The following is a 20290-nucleotide window of genomic DNA, read 5'->3' on the forward strand; positions in this document are numbered from 1 at the left end:
TCTTCCTAATTTTTCTTCCTAATTTTTCTTCATAATTATTAAACTTTTTAAAATTGCTAATGATGTATTTAGTTGGTTATCATTTAGCAGCTCCTCTTTTGAAACTATTTTATTTGAATCATTTTTTGATGATTTTGAATCATTTTTTGATTTTTTATCAACTTTATCTAGCTCACCTTCAAGATGTCTTTTTAAATCAGCCTCTTTTATTCTAAAAGCAGAATCTTCATCTTGTGTAACTTTCCCAGCACTTGCAATTATATCTGGAGTTACACCAAGAGCTTGAATAGTTCTTCCACTTGGAAGGTAGTACTTTGCAATTGTTAATTTAATATTTTCAGTTTGTTCATCATTTATTGGCAGTACTGCTTGAACAGAGCCTTTACCAAAAGTTTTTTCACCAATAATTACAGCTCTTTTATGATCTTGTAGTGAACCACTAACAATCTCTGAAGCTGAAGCAGAACCCTCATTTACTAAAACTACAAGTGGCAAATCTGATTTAAAGCCAAATTTAGTTGCTTCAAACTTCTCTTCAGACTCTTTGTCTCTCCCTTTTTGAGAAACAATTGTTCCTGATTTTACAAATAGATCAACAACCCCAATTGCTTGACCTAAAAGTCCACCTGGATTGTTTCTTAAATCCAAAATAATACCTTTTGCGTTTGGATTATTTTTAATAGCTTTTTGTAGCTCTTCAGTTACTTTAGCATCAAAACTAGAGATTCTAATGTATAAAAGATCTTCATCTTCAACTGTTTTTGCAAATACAGATTGAACTTTTATAATATCTCTTTGCATCTTTATCTCAATTGGTTTTAATTCACCCTTTCTAACAACTGTAATAGATATATCAGTTTTTGGTTTTCCTCTCATAATGCTTACAGCTTCATCTAAAGTCATTCCTAAAGTTGCTTTGTCGTCAATTTTTAAGATTATATCAGATGCTTTAACACCAGCTTTATATGCTGGAGTGTCATCAATTGGTGAAATTACAGTTAATGCACCATCTCTCATTCCAACAGTAATTCCCAAACCTCCAAACTCTCCAGCTGTTGTAATACTCATCTCATTTGAAGCTTTTTTGTCTAAATAGCTTGAGTGAGCATCTAGCTCTTGCATTAAACCTTTTAAAGCTTTATCAATAATCTCTTGAAGTTTTATATCATCAACATAATACTTTTCAACTGTTCCAATAACTTTTGTTAATTTTGTTAAAGACTCAAATCTTGTTTGGTCTGAAGTAGCTGTCTCATTTTTCTCTTTTGCGAATAAAGAAATTGTTAAAAATAGTGATAAAATAGAAGTTATAATTAGTTTTTTCATAATAAATTACCTTTAAAATTAATGGCTACAATTATACAAGAAAAAAAATAAAAGTAAGGTTTTATCAATATTTTTGTAGAATATTGCTTATTTTAAAAAAAGGTTAGATAAATGAGTATAAAAGATGATGTAAACTATCTAAAAAATGAATTAAACAATGAAGAGAAACTTTTAGAGAATTTTGTAAAGCTAGAGAGATTTTTCAAAAAATATAAAAAAATTATATATGTGTTGATACTCTTAGCAATTATTACTCCTATTGCAATTTTTACAAAAAATAAGATTGATGAATCAAATTTATATAAAGCAAATATAGCATTAAATAACTATTTGGAACAAGGTGACGAGAGCTCTTTAGAGTATTTGAAAAATAAAAATCAATCTTTGTATGAAGTGGCACTTTTTTTAACAGCAAAAAAAGAGTTAAGTGAAATAAATATCTCTTCAAAATATTTAAAAGAGCTATTAGAGTATCAAATTGCTGCAAAAGAGATGAATTTTGATAAGTTAGATGCTTTAAGAAAAAATGATGATTTTTTGATTAAAGATTATGCGATACTACATGAAGCTATTATTTTAGTAAATCAAGAAGAGTATGAAAAAGCAAAAGCTATCTTAGAAGAGATAAATCAAGATTCAAAAGTTTATGAACTGGCAATTTTATTAAAACATAATCTAGTAACGAAGTAAAATATGAGATATATAATTAGTGCAATTTTTATAATTTTTGTTTTTAATGCTTGTTCGGGTAAAAAATATTTTGAACCAGAAGAGTTAAGTAAAGGTTTAAATCTTGAAAAAAACTCTATAAAAAGTGATATAAAATCAATGAATAAAATTGGTGCAACTTTAGAAGATGGTAAGTTTATAACAAAATTAGGAGTTAGCGAAGATAAGCTAAAAGAGGGTTTTGATTTTATAAATTTAACAGATGATCAAAAAATTATAGCAACAAACAATTTAGACAAAATTTTGATTGACAAAATAGAGATTACAACTTCAAATCCAGTTGTTGCAGCTAGTTTAGTTGAAGATAAATTAGCAATTTTATACTCAAATAATAGTATTGAATTGGTTGATGTAAATACAAATAAAACACTATTTAAAGAGTATTTTCCTCTGTCTTTAGCAAATGATACAAGAGTTACAAACCCTTACTTTATGGGAAGTCTGGTTCTTTTTCCAACTTTAAATGGAAGATTGGTAATAGTATCTTTAGTATCAAATGAGATTGTAAGAAACATAGCAATAGACCCAGATAATGAGTTTAATAACATTATAGCTTTAGGATTTGTAGATGGTGGTGAGAGTTTAGTAGTTGCAAGTTCAAATAAAATTGTATCTATATCTCCAAGAGAAGTATTTACAAAAGATTATAATATTAGAGATGTTATTTTTAAAGATAACTATATTTATTTAGCAAATATAGAAGGTGAAATTTTTAAATTAAATAGTTCACTAGAAGAGTTGTCAAGTGTTAAGTTTAAGTATGCTAAATTTTTTGCTCTAGCTTTTGGAACATCTTTATATGCTCTTGAATCTCAAGGTTATTTGATTAAACTTGATGAGAATTTAGATAAAAATGAGATTTATAGATTTAAATTTGATAATAAACAAAGAGTTATAGCTATTGAAAATAGACTATATTATGAAGATAGATATATAACTCTTCCTTAAGTATTTAGCCAAAATTTCTATTGGCTAAAGCTTCAATTAAAACTGTAGCATAAGAGCCTTTTGGAAGTATAAAATCTAAAAGAGCCTCTTTTTTCTCCTTATTATATTTTGTAGATAAAATTTCTGGAAATACAATAGCTTCTCTTCTGTAACCTTTTTCTCTAATATCACTATTATCATATTTTTGCTCTATTTTTAAAGCTTCATCTCTTGCTTTAAAAACATCATTTCCAGGTAGAAGTCCTGTTGGAGTTATTTTTTTATCTTTAAAATCATTTATAATCTTTTCATTTATAGCTTTTGGTGTAAAAAGTTTAGAGCTTTCTATGTCATAAAATATATCACCATTTAAAAGTTTAAATTCACTTTTGTTTAGTTTTAATCTTTCAACCAACCAAGCATTAAAATATGTGCTCTGGTAAGCACTTATAAGCATCTTAGCTACTTTTTTATCTTTTACTTTATAATCATCAAAAAGTAGTTGTTTTGCTTTTTCTAAATTCTCTTCAACCTCTTTTCCAAATCTTTGAAATCCAAAATAGTTTGGCATACCAAACTTGCTAATATCTTTTAAAACTTTATCTATAGTATAAAGCTCTTCAAGTTCAACATCTTTTAGATTTATCTTAAATCGATTCCCTTTTAAATCACCAATATTTAGTTTTTTATTGTGTAAACCTATTTCAAAAATCTCTATTTTCTTAGATTTATAATTTTTGATATCTTTTTGATATTTTTTAGGTATTGAAATATATTGAGTTGTTGTTGCATTTTTATCTTTTAATCCAGCATAACCAATCTCATTTGAAAATACTCTAAGATGTTTTGCAACTTTATCTATAAGTTCCCAAGTATCGCAATTTTGCTTTACTATTTTTAGTATTAAAAAGTTCCCAAAACCTGAAAACTCTATAGGCTCTTCTTCAACTATAAAGTCTTCAATATTTTGAAAAAAATTGAAATTTAATTTTTTATCGTGTAAAAAATACTCTCTTTTTATCAAGCTTTTGCTCTTTTTTGCTCTTCTTGCTCAAAAACTGTTCTGCACTCTGTACAAAATCTAGCAAATGGTTTTGCTTTTAATCTTCCAATTGGAATATTAACTCCACACATATCACAAATTCCGTAGCTTCCATCTGCTATTTTTTTTAGAGCAGTTTCAATCTGTTTTAATTCTTCTAGTTGATGATTAGCAATCATACCTTGTGTAAATGAATCACTAACAAAATCAGCATAATCTAAATCGTCGTTTAAGTCTTGATCTTTTAGTTGTTCTATACTATCTCTACTATTTTTTACATTTGTAAAAATAGTATCTTTTCTTTGTAGCAATATCTCTTTTAACTCTTCAATTTGGCTTTTGTTTGCCATATTCCCCTCCAAAATTTTAAAAGTGATATTATATCAAAAAAAGTAGTTAATAAGCTTAAAATTTATTTAAAGTAGTATTGAAGTTCGATTTGGAGGAGGTAGTCGGACTCGAACCAACGCATGTCGGATTTGCAATCCGAGGCATTACCAACTTTGCTATACCTCCAACAGTAAGTTATAAATTGGATTTATTCATTTGTATGTAAGCAAATGGAGGAGAGCGAGGGATTCGAACCCTCGGAGGCTTTCACCTCGCCGGTTTTCAAAACCGGTACATTCGACCAACTCTGTCAGCTCTCCATCATTTAAAAAATGGTGCGAATGGTGAGAATCGAACTCACACTCCGAAACCGGAACGGGATTTTAAGTCCCGCGCGTCTACCTATTCCGCCACACTCGCATAATTTTAAGAACTCTATTTTAAGTTACTTCTTAAAATGGACTGGAATTATAGTAGCTTTTTTTTCATTTGTCAAGAGTTTTTAAAAAAATTTTAAAATATTTTTTATTTAATAAAATATGAAAAGTAATATATGTATAATCTATGAAATTTTTAAAATAATTCACAAAAGGATAGTTATGAGAAGTGATGAGATAAAAAAGGGTCATAATAGAACTCCACATAGATCTTTATTAAGAGCAACAGGGTTAAAAGATGAAGATTTTAATAAGCCATTTATTGGAGTTGCAAACTCTTTTATAGAGATTATTCCAGGACACTTTTTTTTAGATAAGGTTTCAAAGATTATAAAAGATGAGATAAGAGCAAATGGATGTGTACCTTTTGAGTTTAATACAATAGGTGTTGATGATGGTATTGCAATGGGTCATGATGGAATGTTGTTTTCTCTTCCAAGTAGAGAATTAATTGCAAACTCTATTGAAACTGTTATGAATGCACACAAACTAGATGCAATGATTGCTATTCCAAATTGTGACAAAATAGTTCCAGGTATGATTATGGGAGCTTTAAGAGTAAATGTTCCAACTGTTTTTGTAAGTGGTGGAGCTATGCAAAAAGGTTACACAAAAGATGGAACACCAATAGATTTAGCAACTGCTTTTGAAGCTGTTGGAAAATTTGAAGCTGGAGAAATCAGTGAAGAAGAGCTAAAAGATATTGAGTGTAATGCATGTCCAGATGGAGGAAGTTGTTCTGGAATGTTTACTGCAAACTCTATGAATACACTTATGGAAGCCATGGGAATTGCACTACCTGGAAATGGAACAATCTTAGCACTTACAAAAGAGAGAGAAGAGTTATATAGAAAAGCAGCAAGAAGAGTTTGCGAAATTGCTCTTGATAAAGCAAATATTGAAAAATTTAGATTAAGAAATATTTTAAATGAAAAAGCTGTAAGAAATGCCTTTGCTGTTGATATGGCAATGGGTGGAAGTTCAAACACTGTTTTACACATGCTTGCAATTGCAAAAGAGGCAGGAGTAGATTTTGAATTAAAAGATATAAATGCTATTTCAAAAAGAGTTTCACATATTGCAAAAATTTCTCCATCTTTAAGCACTGTTCACATGGAAGATATAAATAAAGCTGGTGGTGTAAATGCTGTTATGAAAGAGATGACAAAAAGAGGTGATGATATTTTATTAGATAACCTTACAGTTACAGGTGAAACAGTACTAGAAAGAATTAAAGATGCAAATATAAAAGATACAAATATAATTCACACTATAGACAATCCTTATTCACAAGTTGGTGGATTAGCTATTCTTTATGGAAATCTAGCACAGCAAGGTGCTGTTATAAAAACAGCTGGAATTACAGGAGCTAGAGCTTTAAAAGGAACAGCTGTTTGTTTTGATGGGCAAGCTGAAGCTATAAAAGGAATTGTTGAAGGTAGAGTAAAAGCTGGTGATGTTGTTGTAATTAGATATGAAGGTCCAAAAGGAGGACCTGGAATGCAAGAGATGCTTGCTCCTACAAGTTTAATTATGGGAATGGGGCTTGGAGATAAGGTTGCACTTATAACTGATGGAAGATTTAGTGGAGCTACAAGAGGTGCTTCTATTGGGCATGTTAGCCCAGAAGCTGCTGAGGGTGGAATGATTGGATTATTAAAAGATGGAGATATTATTCATATCGATGTTGATAAATATATTTTAGAAGTTGAATTAAGCGATGAAGAGATTGCGAAAAGAAAAGCTGAATTTATACCTTTAAAAAAACCAATCAATTCATCATGGTTAGGTCAATATAGAGCTTTAGTAACAAATGCAAGTAGTGGAGCTGTTTTAAAAACAGATTTATAACAAAATAATTAACTATATGTTAATTATTTATTGGAAAACAGTTTACATAGTAGCACTATAATTTTCTAATAATTTATCAAATAAGGATTAAAATGATTAAGAAGATAGTTGTTGTTTCTTTGATTTTATCAACTCTGCTATTATCAAAAAATATAGAGTTTGAAGAGATGGATAAAAATCCAAATAGAGTAGCACCAAATTCACAAAGTGAGATTTTATCTTTTAATAGCAGTATAAACTCTTCTTTAAATTCAGTAGTTAATATATCTACAAAAAGAAGTGTAAATGCAGCTTCTAATGTTCCATTTCAGATGCTTGATGACCCATTTTTTAGGAAATTTTTTGGTGATGAGTTCTCTAATCAATTTAAACAAAATAGAGTACAAAGATCTTTAGGTTCGGGTGTAATTGTTACAAAAGATGGTTACATTATTACAAATAATCATGTAATTGAAAATGCAGAAGAGATATCTGTAACTATTGCTAATGATCCAGTGGAGTATAGTGCAACTTTAATAGGAAGAGATAAAGATAGTGATATTGCAGTTATTAAAATTGATACAAAAAAGAGCCTAACTCCAATAAAACTTGGTGATTCAAGCACTTTATTGGTTGGTGATGTAACTTTTGCTATAGGTGATCCTTTTGGAGTTGGAACAACTGTTACAATGGGAATAATATCTGCTTTAAATAAAAACAAAGTTGGAATCAATAAATATGAAAACTATATTCAAACAGATGCATCTATAAATCCTGGAAATAGTGGAGGTGCTTTAGTTGATAGTAGAGGTGCTTTAATAGGAATTAATACAGCGATATTATCAAAAAGTGGTGGAAATGATGGAATAGGTTTTGCTATTCCTGTTGATATGGTAAGAGATGTTGTAACAAAACTTGTAACTGATGGTAAAGTAGTAAGAGGATATCTTGGGGTTATGATTGCTGATTTAGATAAGGATACTCAGCAAGTTTATAAAAGAAAAGAGGGGGCTATTATTTTAGATATTTCAGCAGATACACCAGCTGCTCAATATGGTCTAAAAAGAGGAGATTTAATATACTCAATAGATGATAAAGTTATAAAAGATAGAACAACTTTACAAAATGTAATAGCATCTTTTAAACCAAATGAGAAAGTTGTATTTGGAGTAGAAAGAGATAGAAAAGATTTGAAAATAGAGGTTGTATTAGGTGACAGATCAACAATTGAAGGTGTATCTTCAAGTGATAGAAAAATATTAGATGGATTAAAAGTTAGCACAATTAATGCTGATATGATAAAAAAATATAGATTATCTTCAGATATAAATGGAATGCTAATAACAGAAGTTGAACCAAAATCAAAAGCAGAGAAAGTTGGATTTTTAGCTGGGGATATTATAATTCAAATAGAGGATATTGAAATTAAAAATTTTGAAAATATTCAAACAGCTTTAAAAAAGTATAAAAATGATTATAAAAGAGTTTATGTAAATAGATATGGTCAAACTTTAATGCTTGTAACTCAATAAAAAGGATAACACATAATAAAAGTACTTATGATAGAGGATGATTTAGAGTTAGCTCAAATCATCACAGATTATTTAAAATCGTTTGATATAGATGTTACAAATACAGATAGTCCATATATTGGACTATCTATGCTTGATATAAATAAAGATTTTCAACTTATAATTTTGGATTTAACACTACCTGAAATTGATGGTTTGGAACTTATTCCAAAAATTAGAGAAAAATCTCAAATTCCAATTATTATAAGTTCAGCTAGAGATGATATTTTGGATAAGGTTATGGGATTAGAAAGAGGTGCTGATGATTATTTGCCAAAACCTTATAATCCAAGAGAGCTTCAAGCAAGAATCAAAACCATTTTAAAAAGAGTTGATTCACAAGCTAGTATAAAAAAAGATAAAAATAATTCACCATTTGAGTTAAGAGAGAAAGATATGCAAATATTATTTAAAGGTGTATCTCTTTCTTTAACATTGGCAGAATATGATATATTAAAACTACTTATTCAAAGAAATAAAGGTGTTGTTTCAAGAGAAGATTTTATATATACAAGTGATAATATAGAAGATGATTCATCTTTAAAGAATATAGATGTGATTATCTCAAGAATTAGAACAAAGATAGCAAAAATTGATGATTCTCAACAATATATTAAATCGGTTAGAGGTATTGGTTATCAACTAATATGATAAGAAATATCTCTATATCTACATTTGTAAATATAATATTTGCATTTGCTTTTTTTGGAATTTTTATAACTTTTGCAATATTTATAAGATATGACAAACAAAGACACGATTTAAATTTACAAAATAGATATGAGCTAATCGCTGAAAACTTTTTGATTCTTTTTCAAGATCACCCAACTGCTTCAAAGTTAGATGAACTATATAAAAAATTAAATGTAAAACCAATAAATAGTGTTGAGAGAAAACTTGAAATTATTAATAATGCTCAAGAGTTAACAATAAATAAGAACTATTCAGGAACTTATAGAGTCTATAAGTTTGATAATATGTATTATGTATATGTGCAACAGTATGGTTACAATGTGATGATAAAAGACTCCAAACAGTACAATTACAATGTTGCTTTTATAGTTGCTGGTTTGATACTCTCAATTGCTATTTTTTTACTTCTTTATGAGATTATAAATAGAAAACTAAGACCTCTAAAAGAGTTAAATAGAAAAATTATAGAGTTTTCAAATGGAAATAAAGATATAAAGTTAGAGTATAAGAGTCGTGATGAGGTAGGCACTATTGCAAAAAATTTTAATGAAGCTATAAATATAATAAATAATCAATCAAAATCAAAAGATCTATTTATGAGAAATATGATGCATGAGCTTAAAACTCCTATTACAAAAGCTATGTTTATTGCTGAAACTTTAGAAGATGATAAAACCAAAGAGAGTCTTCAAAAAGCTTTTAGAAGAATGGATGATATTATAAAAGAGTTAGCAACTGTTGAAAAATTAACTTCAAAAAATACGATGCTATATAAAGAGAGAATAAATTTTAATACAGTTTTTGAAAAATCAATTGAACTTTTAATGATAAATCAAGATAAAATTGATAAAAAAATAGAAGATTTTGAGTTTGAAGTCGATACATATATGATATCAATTGCTTTGAAAAATTTAATTGATAATGCTATTAAATTTAGTACAGATAAAAAAGTTATAGTTGAAGCAGATTCAAAATCAATAAAAATTATTTCAAAAGGGAGTGCTTTGAAAAATGATTTATCATTTTATACAGATGCTTTCTATCAAGAAGAGAAAAGAAGTAGTGGATTTGGCTTGGGGCTTTATATTGTAAAAACTATTGTAAACTTACATAAATTTAAATTAAAGTATCTTCATAAAGATTCTTACAACTATTTTATAATAATCATATAAATTTTTAATAATTACTATCATTTTCAAGCTATTTTAAGTTTTTAATTATATTATTCCATTTATCTTTTATTAATAATTAATATCGATTATTAATAATTATCTCAAATATAATTAGAATTAAAAGGAATAAATATGCGAATAAAATTAGCTCTAAGTGTTGCTACTTTAATTTTTGGTGGAGTTGCTTTAAATGCAAGTGAGACAACAAAACTTGACTCTGTGCAAGTTGTAACATCAGCTTCAGGATATGAACAAAAAATAACAGATGCACCAGCATCGATTTCAGTTATTACTCAAGAGGATCTTAAAAATAAAAAATTTTCAAATTTAGCTGAAGCTATTGAAGATATTGAAGGTGTAGATGTTGATAGAACTTCAGTAGGAAAAACAGGTGGTTTAAATATTAGTATTAGAGGTATGGGTTCTGAAAATACTTTGATACTTATTGATGGAAGAAGACAAAATTCATCAGGTAATAATACTCCAAATGGCTTTGGAGAAACTAATAATAATTTTTTACCACCACTATCTGCCATTGAAAGAATAGAAGTGATTCGTGGACCTATGAGTACACTTTATGGAAGTGATGCTATGGGTGGAGTTGTAAATATTATTACAAAAAAAGTATCAGATGAGTGGACAGGTTCTATAGGTGTTGATAGAACATTTCAGGGAAATTCTGATTTTGGAAATAGTTATACAACAAATGGATATTTAAGTGGTCCATTGATAAAAGATAAGTTAGGATTAGCTCTAAGAGGAAGTTATTACGATAGAAGTGCATCAAATATAAAGTATGATGATGGAGATGATGTAAGCAAGAGAGGAAATTCGCCTGTTGAGGGAATAAATTGGTCTTTTGGAAGTAAATTGACATATACACCTACAGAATATCATGACATTTTTATTGATGCTTTTACATCTAAACAAAAATATAATAATGATAAAGCTCAACTAGGAACTCTTAACACAGCAACTAAATCTTCTGGTTATGATAAAGAGCTTAGATTTGAAAGAGAACAGATTACTATAGGACATAACTCAAGATTTGATATAGGTACTTTAGAATCAAGTATTATGAGAACTCAAACAGAAAAATTAGGTAGATTAATACCTGGTACTATAGGTACACCTTATGTTGGAATGCCAAGTATCATTGGTGGAAATAAAAGAGAATTGAAAAATACAGATACAGTTTTTGATACAAAATTTGTTACTGATATTTTAGATAAAAATATTATAACTATTGGTGGACAATTTTGGAATTCAGAATTTAATGATGGTTTAGTAGAAGAAAAATTTAAGCAGGATATGTGGGCTTTGTTTTTGGAAGATGAAATATCTATAACAGATTCTTTGATTTTAACTTTAGGAGGAAGATATGATTATCATGATAAATTTGGTGGAAATTTTAGTCCAAGAGCTTATGCAGTATATACTGCAAATGATAATTGGACAATAAAAGGTGGAGTTTCAAGAGGATTTAAAGCACCACAAGTTCAACAATTACATGATGGAATAAATGGAGCAACTGCTCAAGGTGCTACTTTGACAATAGGTAATCCTGATTTAAAACCTGAAAAATCTACAAATTATGAAACAGGTATATATTATACTTCAGATAGTGGCTTTTCTGCAAATACAACAATTTTTTATAATCTATATGAAGATAAAATTGAACGAGATGGTAATGTTACTATAAGTGGGCATCCAACAATTCCAAATGGATCATATGCTAAAAATAGTAATATTGGAGAGGCTGAAACAAAAGGTTTAGAATTTGGAACAAAAATTCCATTTAATGATTATATAGATTTAAGTGCGAATTATACATATATGAAAACAGAGAAAAAAGAGGGTTCTGATAAAGGTGGAGCATTTGTTAATACTCCTGAGCATGCAGTTAATGCGAAATTAAATTGGAAAGCAAGCAACAAATTAAATGTATGGTTAAAAGGTGAATACAAAGGTGAAAGAAAAAGATATACAAAATCATACGATAATTTAACTGCTTCTGAAAAAAATATTTATGATCAATTAGGAGATAAAAAAGCATATAGTTTATTTAGTTTAGGGGGAAATTATGAAGCTACTAAAAATTTAACTTTTAGTGCAACTATTTATAATTTATTTAATAAAGATTTTTATGAAAGGAGCTCTTATCAAGATGGTGTAGATACAAAATATGTAGCAGATGAGCCTAACATTGAAGATAGAAGATTGTGGGTATCAATGAATTACACATTCTAAAACTTAAAAGACTCAAGAAGATTTTTCTTGAGTCTTTTAAAATCCTCTTAAAACAATTCCTAAATAAATCTCAATTAAACCTAAAAAGATATTTATAGGTATTAGATATTTTGAAATAGGTTCTAAAGTTTTTTTAGTTAAAACAAACTCATTTTTTTTAAAATATTTTTCTGCTTTGTGTCGTTTAATAAAAATAAATATAAAAATTAGAGTCATAGCTAGAAGTATAATCTCTTTAGCTATAGCAAAACTATTTGCTTTTAAATCAAAAGAGATATGCATAACAATAGCACTAAAATATATAAGTACAATTGAAATAATAACCATATAAAAAAACTTTTTTAAGTTCTCTAAGGTTCTTTCCAATCTAACTTTTGCTTCATCAATTTTTAGTATAGAGTAGTGAACAGCAAATCTCATTACTATCATTCCACCAATCCAAATAGCAACAGAAATAAGATGTAAAAAGAGTATTAAAGATGGATATTTCCCAAAAATTTCAATCATAAATCTCCTTTTACTCTATTTTTATAATTTAGATTTTGCCCAAGAAATAGCTCTCTCTTTAGCCTCTTCAATTTTACTAACATCTTTTCCACCAGCAGTTGCAAAATCTGGTCTTCCACCACCATTTCCACCAAGGATTGTTGCAATCTCTTTTATCCAATCACCAGCTTTTATAGATGTATTTTTACTTCCTGCAACTATTGTCACCTTATCATCTTTTACTTGAAGTAGTAATATTGCTAATTTCTCATTTGCATTTTTACTATCGTCAACAATTTTTTTCAAATCACCATTTTCAACTATGTTAACTATTAGTTTTACATCACCAATTAACTCTTCTTTTAAAGTTGTAGATGCTTGATTTTGTGAGTTTTTAAGCTCATTTTTAAGCTCTTTTATCTCATTTTTTAGTTTTTTTACACCAGCTATTAAATCGTTTGATTTAATCTCAGCTTGAAGCTCATTTAGTCTATTTAACTGCTCTTTTGTGTATCTAAATGCACTAGCTCCAACAACAGCCTCTATTCTTCGTATCCCTGCACTAACACCTTGCTCTTTTACTATGTAAAAACTTCCAATTTCAGATGTATTTTTTACATGAATTCCTCCACAAAACTCAATAGAAACATCCTCACCAAAGCTTACAACTCGCACAATTTCACCATATTTTTCACCAAACATAGCAATCGCACCTTTTTTCTTTGCAAGTTCAAGTGGAAGCTCTTCAACTTCTCCTTCTAATGCTCTTGCAATCATAGAGTTTACTAAATCTTCAACTTCATTTATCTGCTCACTTGTCATAGCTTTTGGGTATGTGAAGTCAAATCTAAGTTTTGATGAGTCATTAAATGAACCAGCTTGAGAAACGCTATCTCCTAAAACCATTTTTAAAGCTGCTTGAAGTAAGTGAGTAGCACTGTGATGTTTTGCAACCTCGTGTCTATTTATAACAACTGCTTCAATATTTTGGTTTTGAACTAGTTTTGCATCTTTAACATCAACTTTTGATAGATTTAGATTATGGAATTTTGAAGTTTCTAAAACCATTGCGTTTTTACCTTCAAACTCTATTGCTCCAATATCTCCATTTTGTCCACCGCTTGTTGCATAAAAAGGAGTTTTATCTAAAAGTACCCAACCAATTTGATTCTCTAAACTATTTACCTCTTTAAAATTCTCATCTAATAAAGCTTTAATTTTTGAGCTAAATGTTGTATTTGTATATCCTACAAACTCATTTTCTCCATACTTTTCAATTAAAGCTTTAAAATCTCCCTCATTTGCACTATCTCCACTACCTTTCCAAGCAGCTTTTGCCATAGCTTTTTGATTTGTCATAAGCTCTTCAAATTTATCTAAATCTACTTTTAGACCTTTGTCTTTTAGCATATCTTGTGTTAAATCAAGAGGGAAACCATAAGTATCATATAGTTTAAATGCAACTTCTCCACTAAATATATCTTTTGTATTTTCTAATTCATCATTAAATAGTGTAATTCCAGCATCAATAGTTTTAAAAAATCTCTCTTCTTCTAAAGTAAGTTGCTCTTTTATATAGTTTGCATTCTCTTTTAATTCAACATAGTGTCCACCCATGATATCAACCAATGTATCAACAAGTTTAGCCATAAATGGTTTTCTAAGACCTATTAAATATCCATGTCTAACTGCACGTCTTAAAATTCTTCTTAAAACATAAGGTCTTCCTTCATTTCCAAACAAAATCCCTTGTGATAGCATAAATGAAGTTGCTCTTAAATGGTCTGCAATAACTCTATAAGATCCAATATTCTCTTTAGTTGCTTTTTTATTTGCAACTTTCTCTAAAGCTTCAATTATAGGTTTGAAGTTTGAAGAGTCAAAGTTGTTAAATACACCCTCTTTAATTGCTATAACTCTCTCTAAACCCATTCCTGTATCAATAGATGGTTTTGGAAGTGGAAGAAGTTCTCCATCTTTTGTTCTTTCATATTGCATAAATACAAGATTCCAAATTTCCAAAAATCTATCACCATCTCCACCCATCTTATCTTCAGGAGTGTTAAAATGCTCTTCTCCTTGATCATAGAAAATTTCACTACAAGGACCACAAGCGCCTATATCTCCCATTGACCAAAAGTTATCTTTATCTCCAAATCTCATAATTCTATTTGGATTTATATGTTTAGACCAAATATCAAAAGCTTCATCATCGCTTTCATGAACCGTAACCCAAAGTTTTTCAATTGGAAGCTTTAGATTAACTGTTACAAACTCCCAAGCATAAGCAATTGCATCTTCTTTAAAATAATCACCAAATGAGAAGTTTCCAAGCATTTCAAAAAGTGTATGATGACGTGCTGTGTAACCAACATTTTCAAGGTCATTGTGTTTTCCACCAGCTCTTACACAAAGCTGACAAGATGTTGCTCTTTTATTTTCTGGAGCTGGAACACTTCCAGTGAAAATATCTTTAAATTGTACCATTCCAGCATTTGTAAACATAAGCGTTGGATCATCTGGAACCAGTGGCATTGAAGATACAACTTCGTGACCTTTACTTTTAAAAAACTCTAAATACTCTTTTCTTATATCCATTAATTTTTCCATATATTTAAATAAGCGCAAATATATCTAAATTTTGATTTAGCTTCTATTAGTAAAATAGAAAAATTATTAAAAAGCTTAAATATAAAACAAAATTTAAGTTTTTTAAAGTTATAATCTTATGTTTTAGTTATAGGAATATAATTTTAACTTATGAGTGAAATTAAAAATTAATAAAAAGGATAAAAAATGGCAAAATATATAGAATTAACAGCAGCAAATTTTGATGAAGTAACAAGCAAAGGTGTATCAATGGTAGACTTCTGGGCTCCTTGGTGTGGACCTTGTAGAATGATTGCTCCAGTTATTGATGAATTAGCAGGAGATTTCGATGGAAAAGCAAATATCTGTAAAGTAAATACAGATGAGGAGCAAGATTTAGCTGTAAAATACGGTGTTAGATCTATTCCTACAATTATATTTATGAAAGATGGAAAAGTTGTTGACCAATTAATTGGTGCATCTTCAAAACAAGCATTTACTGATAAAATTAACTCTTTATTATAATATTTAATTATATATTTGATAAGGAGAAAGGAAGGTGTTTTACATCTTCCTTTTTTTAATTCAAATCATTTAAGATAGATATAAAATATTAAATGATAAAATTTTTCCATTAATTTAAATAACAAAGGAGTTAACATGTTAGATTTAGCAATTATTGGTGGTGGACCAGCTGGACTTACAGCTGGATTATATGCAACAAGAGGTGGATTAAAAGATGTAGTTATGTTTGAAATGGGAATGCCAGGAGGACAAATTACAGGTTCATCTGAAATTGAAAACTATCCAGGACAAGGCTCTGTTATGAGTGGTATGGATTTAATGGCAACTTGGCCAGAGCAGTGTCAAAAATTTGGATTAAAACATGAAATGGCAGAAGTTTCAAATGTAACAAAAGTTGGAGATATTTTTAAAATTACAACTTCAGATAAAAAAGAGTTTGAAGCAAGAGCAGTTCTATTTGCAACAGGTTCAGTTCCAAGACGAGCTGGATTTAAGGGTGAAGATGAGTTTTTTGGAAGAGGAGTTTCAACTTGTGCAACTTGTGATGGATTTTTTTACAAAGGAAAAGAGGTTGCAGTAATTGGTGGTGGAGATTCAGCTTTAGAAGAGGCTTATTACTTATCAAAAATGTGTAAAAAAGTATATTTAGTACACAGACGTGATACATATAGAGCCGCTCCAAGTACAATAGCTCATGTGAAAAATACAGAAAATATTGAAGAAGTTACAAATGTTTCAGTTGAAGAAGTTTATGGAGATATGAGTGGAGTTTTAGGATTAAAAGTAAAATCAAATGTTACAGGTGAAATTAGAGATTTACCAACTCCAGGTGTTTTTGTATTTGTTGGAAGAAATGTTTTAAATGCACCTTTAAAACAAGCTGATGGATCATTTTTATGTGAAATGAGCCAAAATGGTGAAGTTGTGGTAGATTTAAAAATGAGAACTAGTGTAAAAGGTCTTTGGGCAGCTGGAGATATTAGAATTGATGCAGCAAAACAAGTTGTTTGTGCAGCAGCAGATGGTGCAACTGCAGCTGTTGATATAATTGAGTATTTAGGATAAATATATGGTTAAAATAGGTATTTTAGGAAGTTCAGGAAGAGTTGGAAGTTTATTAATCGATGATTTAAAAAATGATAAAGAGGCAAAATTAGCTTGTGTTCATGTTTTTAGTAAGATTGATAAGATTTTACCAGAAGATACAGTTGTAACAAATGATATAAATGTATTGTTTGATGAGAGTGATGTAATAATAGATTTTTCACAACCTATTGCAACTGAAGAGTTATTAAATGCTGTTGTAGAAGGTAAAAAAAGAAAACCTCTTGTAATTGCAACAACTGGATTAAACAAACACCAGCAAAACTTACTTCTTGAAGCTAGTAAGCTAGTACCTATTTTATATGCTACAAATATGAGTTTAGGAGTTGCTGTTTTAAATAAACTTGTTGCTCTTGCATCGAAAACTTTAAGAGATTTTGATATAGAAATAGTTGAACAACACCATAGAAATAAGATTGATTCACCATCAGGAACAGCTCTTACTTTAGGTGAATATGCAGCAAATGCTAGAGATTTAAATTTAGATGAAGTTAGGATTTCGGGTCGTGATGGACAAATTGGAGCTAGAACAAAAGATGAGATAGCTGTTATGGCTATAAGAGGTGGAGATGTTGTTGGAAGGCACACAGTTGGTTTTTATAATGATGGAGAGTTTTTAGAGTTAAACCATACAGCAACAGCTAGAAATACTTTCTCAAAAGGTGCATTAAAAGTTGCAAAATGGCTTGTGAATAAAGATGTAAATCTTTACTCTATAAATGATGCTTTAGGTTTATAAAAAGGATAACAAATGTGTGCAATAGTAGGAATTTGTGGAAATGATAATGCCGCAAGATTAGCGTCCATGGCTCTTTTTGCAATGCAACATAGAGGTCAAGAGGCAACAGGTATCTCATCATCTTGTAATGGAAAAATATATACAAAAAAAGATAGAGGTTTGGTTTCTGAAGTGTTTAATGATGAAGCCTTGGCATATTTAAAAGGAAATATGGCAATTGGTCACAACAGATATGCAACAGCTGGAAGCGATTCTGTTTTGGATGCACAGCCTGTTTATGCTAAATATAAGTTGGGTGAAATATCAATTGTTCATAATGGAAATCTTATAAATAAAGATGAGGTTAGACAAGATTTAATTGATAAAGGTGCAATATTTCAAACAGGAATGGACACTGAAAATCTTATTCATCTAATAGCAAAAAACACAAAAGATCATCTAAAAGATAGAATTATTGAAGCTTTAAATAGAACAATTGGAGCGTACTGTTTTATAATTCAAAGTAGAAGCAAACAGTTTGTAATAAGAGATAGATATGGAATTAGACCTCTGTCTTTAGGAAAATTAAAAAGTGGTGGATATATAGTTGCAAGTGAAACTTGTGCTTTTGATTTATTAGATGCTGAATTTATTAGAGATGTTAAACCTGGTGAAATGTTAATATTTAGCGAAGAGTCTGATATAGAATCAATTCAACTTTTTGAACCTGAATTTAGACCATGTGCATTTGAATATGTATATTTTGCAAGACCTGATTCTGTAATTGACGGTAAAAATGTATATACAACAAGAGAGAATATGGGTAAAGCACTAGCAAAAAATGATTCTAATAGTAAAATAAAATATGATATGGTTGTTCCAGTTCCAGATAGTGGAGTTCCAGCAGCTCTTGGTTATGCAGCACAAAGTGGAATACCATTTAAATATGGAATTATTAGAAATCACTATATAGGAAGAACTTTTATTGAACCAACTCAAGAGATGAGAAATAGCAAGGTTAAAATGAAACTAAGCCCTATGAGTTCAATTATTGCTGGGAAATCTTTACTTGTAATTGATGATTCAATTGTAAGAGGAACTACTTCAAAAAGAATAGTAAAAATGCTAAAAGAGGCAGGTGCTAAAGAGGTACATTTTAGAGTGGCAAGTCCTGAGATTAAATTTCCTTGTTTTTATGGAATAGATACTCCAACAAAAGAGGAGTTAATCTCTACAAGAATGACTAAAGATGAGATTTGTAAATATATAGAGGCTGATAGCTTAGAGTATTTATCAATTGAAGATTTAGTTAAGGCTATTGGAGATAATAGACACTATGCTTTAGAGAGCTTTGATGGCGATTATTTCGTAAAAGCATAAAAAGAGCTTCTAGCTCTTTTTTATTAACTACAAAAAATCTTTCCATCTTTTATATAAATCTTCCCATCCAACTCATACTCTAAAATCTTATTTGAATATTTTAAAATAGCATCATCATATCTAGGAGAAGTTTTGCAGTACTCTAAAACTTCATCAATAATATTTAAATTTTTATTTAATAATCCAATACCAACAAAATCTTCAATAAACTCATCAATGTCATAAATAGGTTTTGCTAAACCTTTTTTTAATAAATTATTTGTTCCTAAACTATCATTTATTCTATGTGCTAATACATAAATATCTTTTTTTTGTTTTAGTGCAAACTCTACAGAAGTGATACTTCCACTATTTAAATCAGCCTCTGTTACAATTAATTTCTCACCTAAAGATACAACAATCTCATTTCTTAAAACAAATGTGTAGTTTCTAGCTTTTTCACCCTCTTTAAAACTAGAAATAATAAGACCATTTTTTTCAATATCCGCAATTTGATTTCTATTTACACTTGGATATCTTATATCTAAACCATTCGCAACAACTGCAATAGTATTGTTTGAACCAGCTGCACTATGTGCAATGCTGTCAACTCCCATAGCAGCTCCACTAACAATACAAATATTATTTTGAGATAATTTTGATGTTATTTCCAATGATAAATCGAACTCAAATCCCTCCTAATTCAACATAGTTATATCTAATGATAAGAATAAAATAAACTGAATTATATAAATAAATAGAAATAAAATTAAAATTATAATAAAAAGGAGAAATATCTTATGAAAAAGAATTTTATTAAAAATAGAAAACAACAAATTATTGCAGTATATGATGAGTGGGGAAATCAAATTGAGATTCCAGTTATATTTAATAAAAAGAATATAGTAATTGATGGTAATAAAATTGGTAAGAGGAAATGGAAATCTATTATGCTTGAAATTGAAAATAGATATGACTTGATGGATGAAAATTTTGATTATGCAACATTTTTTATGAATGATGAATTTATAAGAAAAGTTGAACAGTCAATATTTAATTATGAAAAATAAATTTTAAAGCCTTTTTATAAAGAATAACTTAAAATGAAGAGAAAATTAAAAAAGGCAATATTTTATTAACAATATATTTTTAAAGAACATTTGCAAGTAAATATTTCTTGCTGATGTTTGATTTTTGAAGTA

Annotated in this window: 18 protein-coding genes and 3 tRNA genes; 12 read left to right on the forward strand and 9 right to left on the reverse strand. The window is 28.9% G+C overall.

Annotation, left to right across the window (positions count from 1 at the left end; all coding sequences use genetic code 11):
• Positions 1-18 precede the first annotated feature (18 nt).
• Positions 19-1326, reverse strand: coding sequence for a S41 family peptidase (locus tag WC168_RS02890; protein WP_066356630.1), 1308 nt, complete (start codon positions 1324-1326; stop codon positions 19-21).
• A gap of 111 nt (positions 1327-1437) precedes the next feature.
• On the opposite strand from WC168_RS02890, the gene WC168_RS02895 reads away from it, so the two are divergent.
• Together WC168_RS02895 and WC168_RS02900 are read left to right on the forward strand one after the other, a co-directional pair.
• The gene (locus WC168_RS02895) at positions 1438-2016 is read left to right on the forward strand and encodes a hypothetical protein (RefSeq protein ID WP_066161932.1); all 579 of its coding nucleotides are present in this window, start codon (positions 1438-1440) and stop codon (positions 2014-2016) included.
• Positions 2017-2019: 3 nt separating this feature from the next.
• Positions 2020-3003, forward strand: coding sequence for a hypothetical protein (locus WC168_RS02900; protein WP_066356627.1), 984 nt, complete (start codon positions 2020-2022; stop codon positions 3001-3003).
• Between the two features lie 4 nt (positions 3004-3007).
• Here WC168_RS02900 and WC168_RS02905 read toward each other — a convergent pair whose 3' ends face one another.
• From WC168_RS02905 to WC168_RS02925, 5 genes are all read right to left on the reverse strand, one after another.
• A complete protein-coding gene (locus WC168_RS02905; RefSeq protein ID WP_066161926.1) occupies positions 3008-4006 on the reverse strand; it encodes a tRNA pseudouridine(13) synthase TruD in 999 nt (332 codons plus the stop codon).
• Complete coding sequence (gene dksA, locus WC168_RS02910) at positions 4003-4374, reverse strand: RNA polymerase-binding protein DksA (RefSeq protein WP_066161923.1); 372 nt, start codon at positions 4372-4374, stop codon at positions 4003-4005. The genes WC168_RS02905 and dksA overlap by 4 nt, the downstream gene beginning before the upstream one ends.
• 90 nt (positions 4375-4464) lie before the next feature.
• A tRNA-Cys gene (locus WC168_RS02915) sits at positions 4465-4540 on the reverse strand.
• Between the two features lie 45 nt (positions 4541-4585).
• A tRNA-Ser gene (locus tag WC168_RS02920) sits at positions 4586-4674 on the reverse strand.
• Positions 4675-4687: 13 nt separating this feature from the next.
• A tRNA-Leu gene (locus WC168_RS02925) sits at positions 4688-4774 on the reverse strand.
• 179 nt (positions 4775-4953) lie between these two features.
• On the opposite strand from WC168_RS02925, the gene ilvD reads away from it, so the two are divergent.
• From ilvD to WC168_RS02950, 5 genes are all read left to right on the forward strand, one after another.
• Positions 4954-6642, forward strand: a complete 1689-nt coding sequence (gene ilvD, locus WC168_RS02930) for a dihydroxy-acid dehydratase (RefSeq protein ID WP_372617441.1) — start codon at positions 4954-4956, stop codon at positions 6640-6642.
• 92 nt (positions 6643-6734) lie between these two features.
• Positions 6735-8153 (forward strand): Do family serine endopeptidase, encoded by a 1419-nt coding sequence (locus tag WC168_RS02935; protein WP_319087414.1) that lies wholly within the window; start codon positions 6735-6737, stop codon positions 8151-8153.
• 12 nt (positions 8154-8165) lie between these two features.
• Complete coding sequence (locus WC168_RS02940) at positions 8166-8843, forward strand: response regulator transcription factor (protein WP_217226786.1); 678 nt, start codon at positions 8166-8168, stop codon at positions 8841-8843.
• The gene (locus WC168_RS02945) at positions 8840-10057 is read left to right on the forward strand and encodes an ArsS family sensor histidine kinase (RefSeq protein ID WP_066356624.1); all 1218 of its coding nucleotides are present in this window, start codon (positions 8840-8842) and stop codon (positions 10055-10057) included. The genes WC168_RS02940 and WC168_RS02945 overlap by 4 nt, the downstream gene beginning before the upstream one ends.
• Before the next feature lie 132 nt (positions 10058-10189).
• Positions 10190-12307 carry a TonB-dependent receptor domain-containing protein gene (locus WC168_RS02950; protein WP_372617444.1) on the forward strand — a complete coding sequence of 706 codons (2118 nt, stop codon included), beginning with the start codon at positions 10190-10192 and terminating at the stop codon, positions 12305-12307.
• 36 nt (positions 12308-12343) lie between these two features.
• On the opposite strand, the gene WC168_RS02955 is transcribed toward WC168_RS02950, so the two are convergent.
• On the reverse strand, positions 12344-12814 hold the full coding sequence (locus tag WC168_RS02955; protein ID WP_372617446.1) for a hypothetical protein: 471 nt from the start codon (positions 12812-12814) through the stop codon (positions 12344-12346).
• A gap of 21 nt (positions 12815-12835) precedes the next feature.
• Positions 12836-15391: an alanine--tRNA ligase gene (gene alaS / locus WC168_RS02960; protein WP_372617448.1), complete on the reverse strand. Its 2556-nt coding sequence runs from the start codon at positions 15389-15391 to the stop codon at positions 12836-12838.
• Positions 15392-15589: 198 nt separating this feature from the next.
• Between alaS and trxA the strand changes: the two genes are divergently transcribed.
• The 4 genes from trxA to purF all read left to right on the forward strand — a co-directional run bounded on the left by trxA (position 15590) and on the right by purF (position 19109).
• Entirely contained in the window at positions 15590-15907 is a 318-nt protein-coding gene (trxA, locus tag WC168_RS02965; RefSeq protein ID WP_066351435.1) for a thioredoxin, read from the forward strand.
• 135 nt (positions 15908-16042) lie between these two features.
• Positions 16043-16972: a thioredoxin-disulfide reductase gene (trxB, locus tag WC168_RS02970; RefSeq protein WP_066351432.1), complete on the forward strand. Its 930-nt coding sequence runs from the start codon at positions 16043-16045 to the stop codon at positions 16970-16972.
• A 4-nt stretch (positions 16973-16976) separates the two neighbouring features.
• Complete coding sequence (gene dapB / locus WC168_RS02975) at positions 16977-17750, forward strand: 4-hydroxy-tetrahydrodipicolinate reductase (protein ID WP_066161893.1); 774 nt, start codon at positions 16977-16979, stop codon at positions 17748-17750.
• 12 nt (positions 17751-17762) lie between these two features.
• Entirely contained in the window at positions 17763-19109 is a 1347-nt protein-coding gene (gene purF / locus WC168_RS02980) for an amidophosphoribosyltransferase (protein ID WP_372617451.1), read from the forward strand.
• 23 nt (positions 19110-19132) lie between these two features.
• Here purF and WC168_RS02985 read toward each other — a convergent pair whose 3' ends face one another.
• Entirely contained in the window at positions 19133-19762 is a 630-nt protein-coding gene (locus tag WC168_RS02985; protein WP_372617453.1) for a DNA-processing protein DprA, read from the reverse strand.
• Between the two features lie 126 nt (positions 19763-19888).
• Between WC168_RS02985 and WC168_RS02990 the strand changes: the two genes are divergently transcribed.
• Complete coding sequence (locus WC168_RS02990; RefSeq protein WP_372617455.1) at positions 19889-20158, forward strand: hypothetical protein; 270 nt, start codon at positions 19889-19891, stop codon at positions 20156-20158.
• Positions 20159-20290: the final 132 nt, after the last annotated feature.

The organism is Aliarcobacter sp. (assembly GCF_041672065.1).
GTDB classification, from domain to species: Bacteria; Campylobacterota; Campylobacteria; order Campylobacterales; family Arcobacteraceae; genus Aliarcobacter; species Aliarcobacter skirrowii.

Excerpts from the sequence above, each read along its gene's own strand:
- alaS (WP_372617448.1), bottom strand. The coding sequence starts at position 15,391 with ATGGATATAAGAAAAGAGTATTTAGAGTTTTTTAAAAGTAAAGGTCAC.
- dksA (WP_066161923.1), bottom strand. The coding sequence starts at position 4,374 with ATGGCAAACAAAAGCCAAATTGAAGAGTTAAAAGAGATATTGCTACAA.
- purF (WP_372617451.1), top strand. The coding sequence starts at position 17,763 with ATGTGTGCAATAGTAGGAATTTGTGGAAATGATAATGCCGCAAGATTA.
- trxA (WP_066351435.1), top strand. The coding sequence starts at position 15,590 with ATGGCAAAATATATAGAATTAACAGCAGCAAATTTTGATGAAGTAACA.
- WC168_RS02935 (WP_319087414.1), top strand. The coding sequence starts at position 6,735 with ATGATTAAGAAGATAGTTGTTGTTTCTTTGATTTTATCAACTCTGCTA.
- dapB (WP_066161893.1), top strand. The coding sequence starts at position 16,977 with ATGGTTAAAATAGGTATTTTAGGAAGTTCAGGAAGAGTTGGAAGTTTA.
- WC168_RS02950 (WP_372617444.1), top strand. The coding sequence starts at position 10,190 with ATGCGAATAAAATTAGCTCTAAGTGTTGCTACTTTAATTTTTGGTGGA.
- WC168_RS02895 (WP_066161932.1), top strand. The coding sequence starts at position 1,438 with ATGAGTATAAAAGATGATGTAAACTATCTAAAAAATGAATTAAACAAT.
- WC168_RS02890 (WP_066356630.1), bottom strand. The coding sequence starts at position 1,326 with ATGAAAAAACTAATTATAACTTCTATTTTATCACTATTTTTAACAATT.
- WC168_RS02900 (WP_066356627.1), top strand. The coding sequence starts at position 2,020 with ATGAGATATATAATTAGTGCAATTTTTATAATTTTTGTTTTTAATGCT.
- ilvD (WP_372617441.1), top strand. The coding sequence starts at position 4,954 with ATGAGAAGTGATGAGATAAAAAAGGGTCATAATAGAACTCCACATAGA.
- WC168_RS02945 (WP_066356624.1), top strand. The coding sequence starts at position 8,840 with ATGATAAGAAATATCTCTATATCTACATTTGTAAATATAATATTTGCA.
- trxB (WP_066351432.1), top strand. The coding sequence starts at position 16,043 with ATGTTAGATTTAGCAATTATTGGTGGTGGACCAGCTGGACTTACAGCT.
- WC168_RS02955 (WP_372617446.1), bottom strand. The coding sequence starts at position 12,814 with ATGATTGAAATTTTTGGGAAATATCCATCTTTAATACTCTTTTTACAT.
- WC168_RS02990 (WP_372617455.1), top strand. The coding sequence starts at position 19,889 with ATGAAAAAGAATTTTATTAAAAATAGAAAACAACAAATTATTGCAGTA.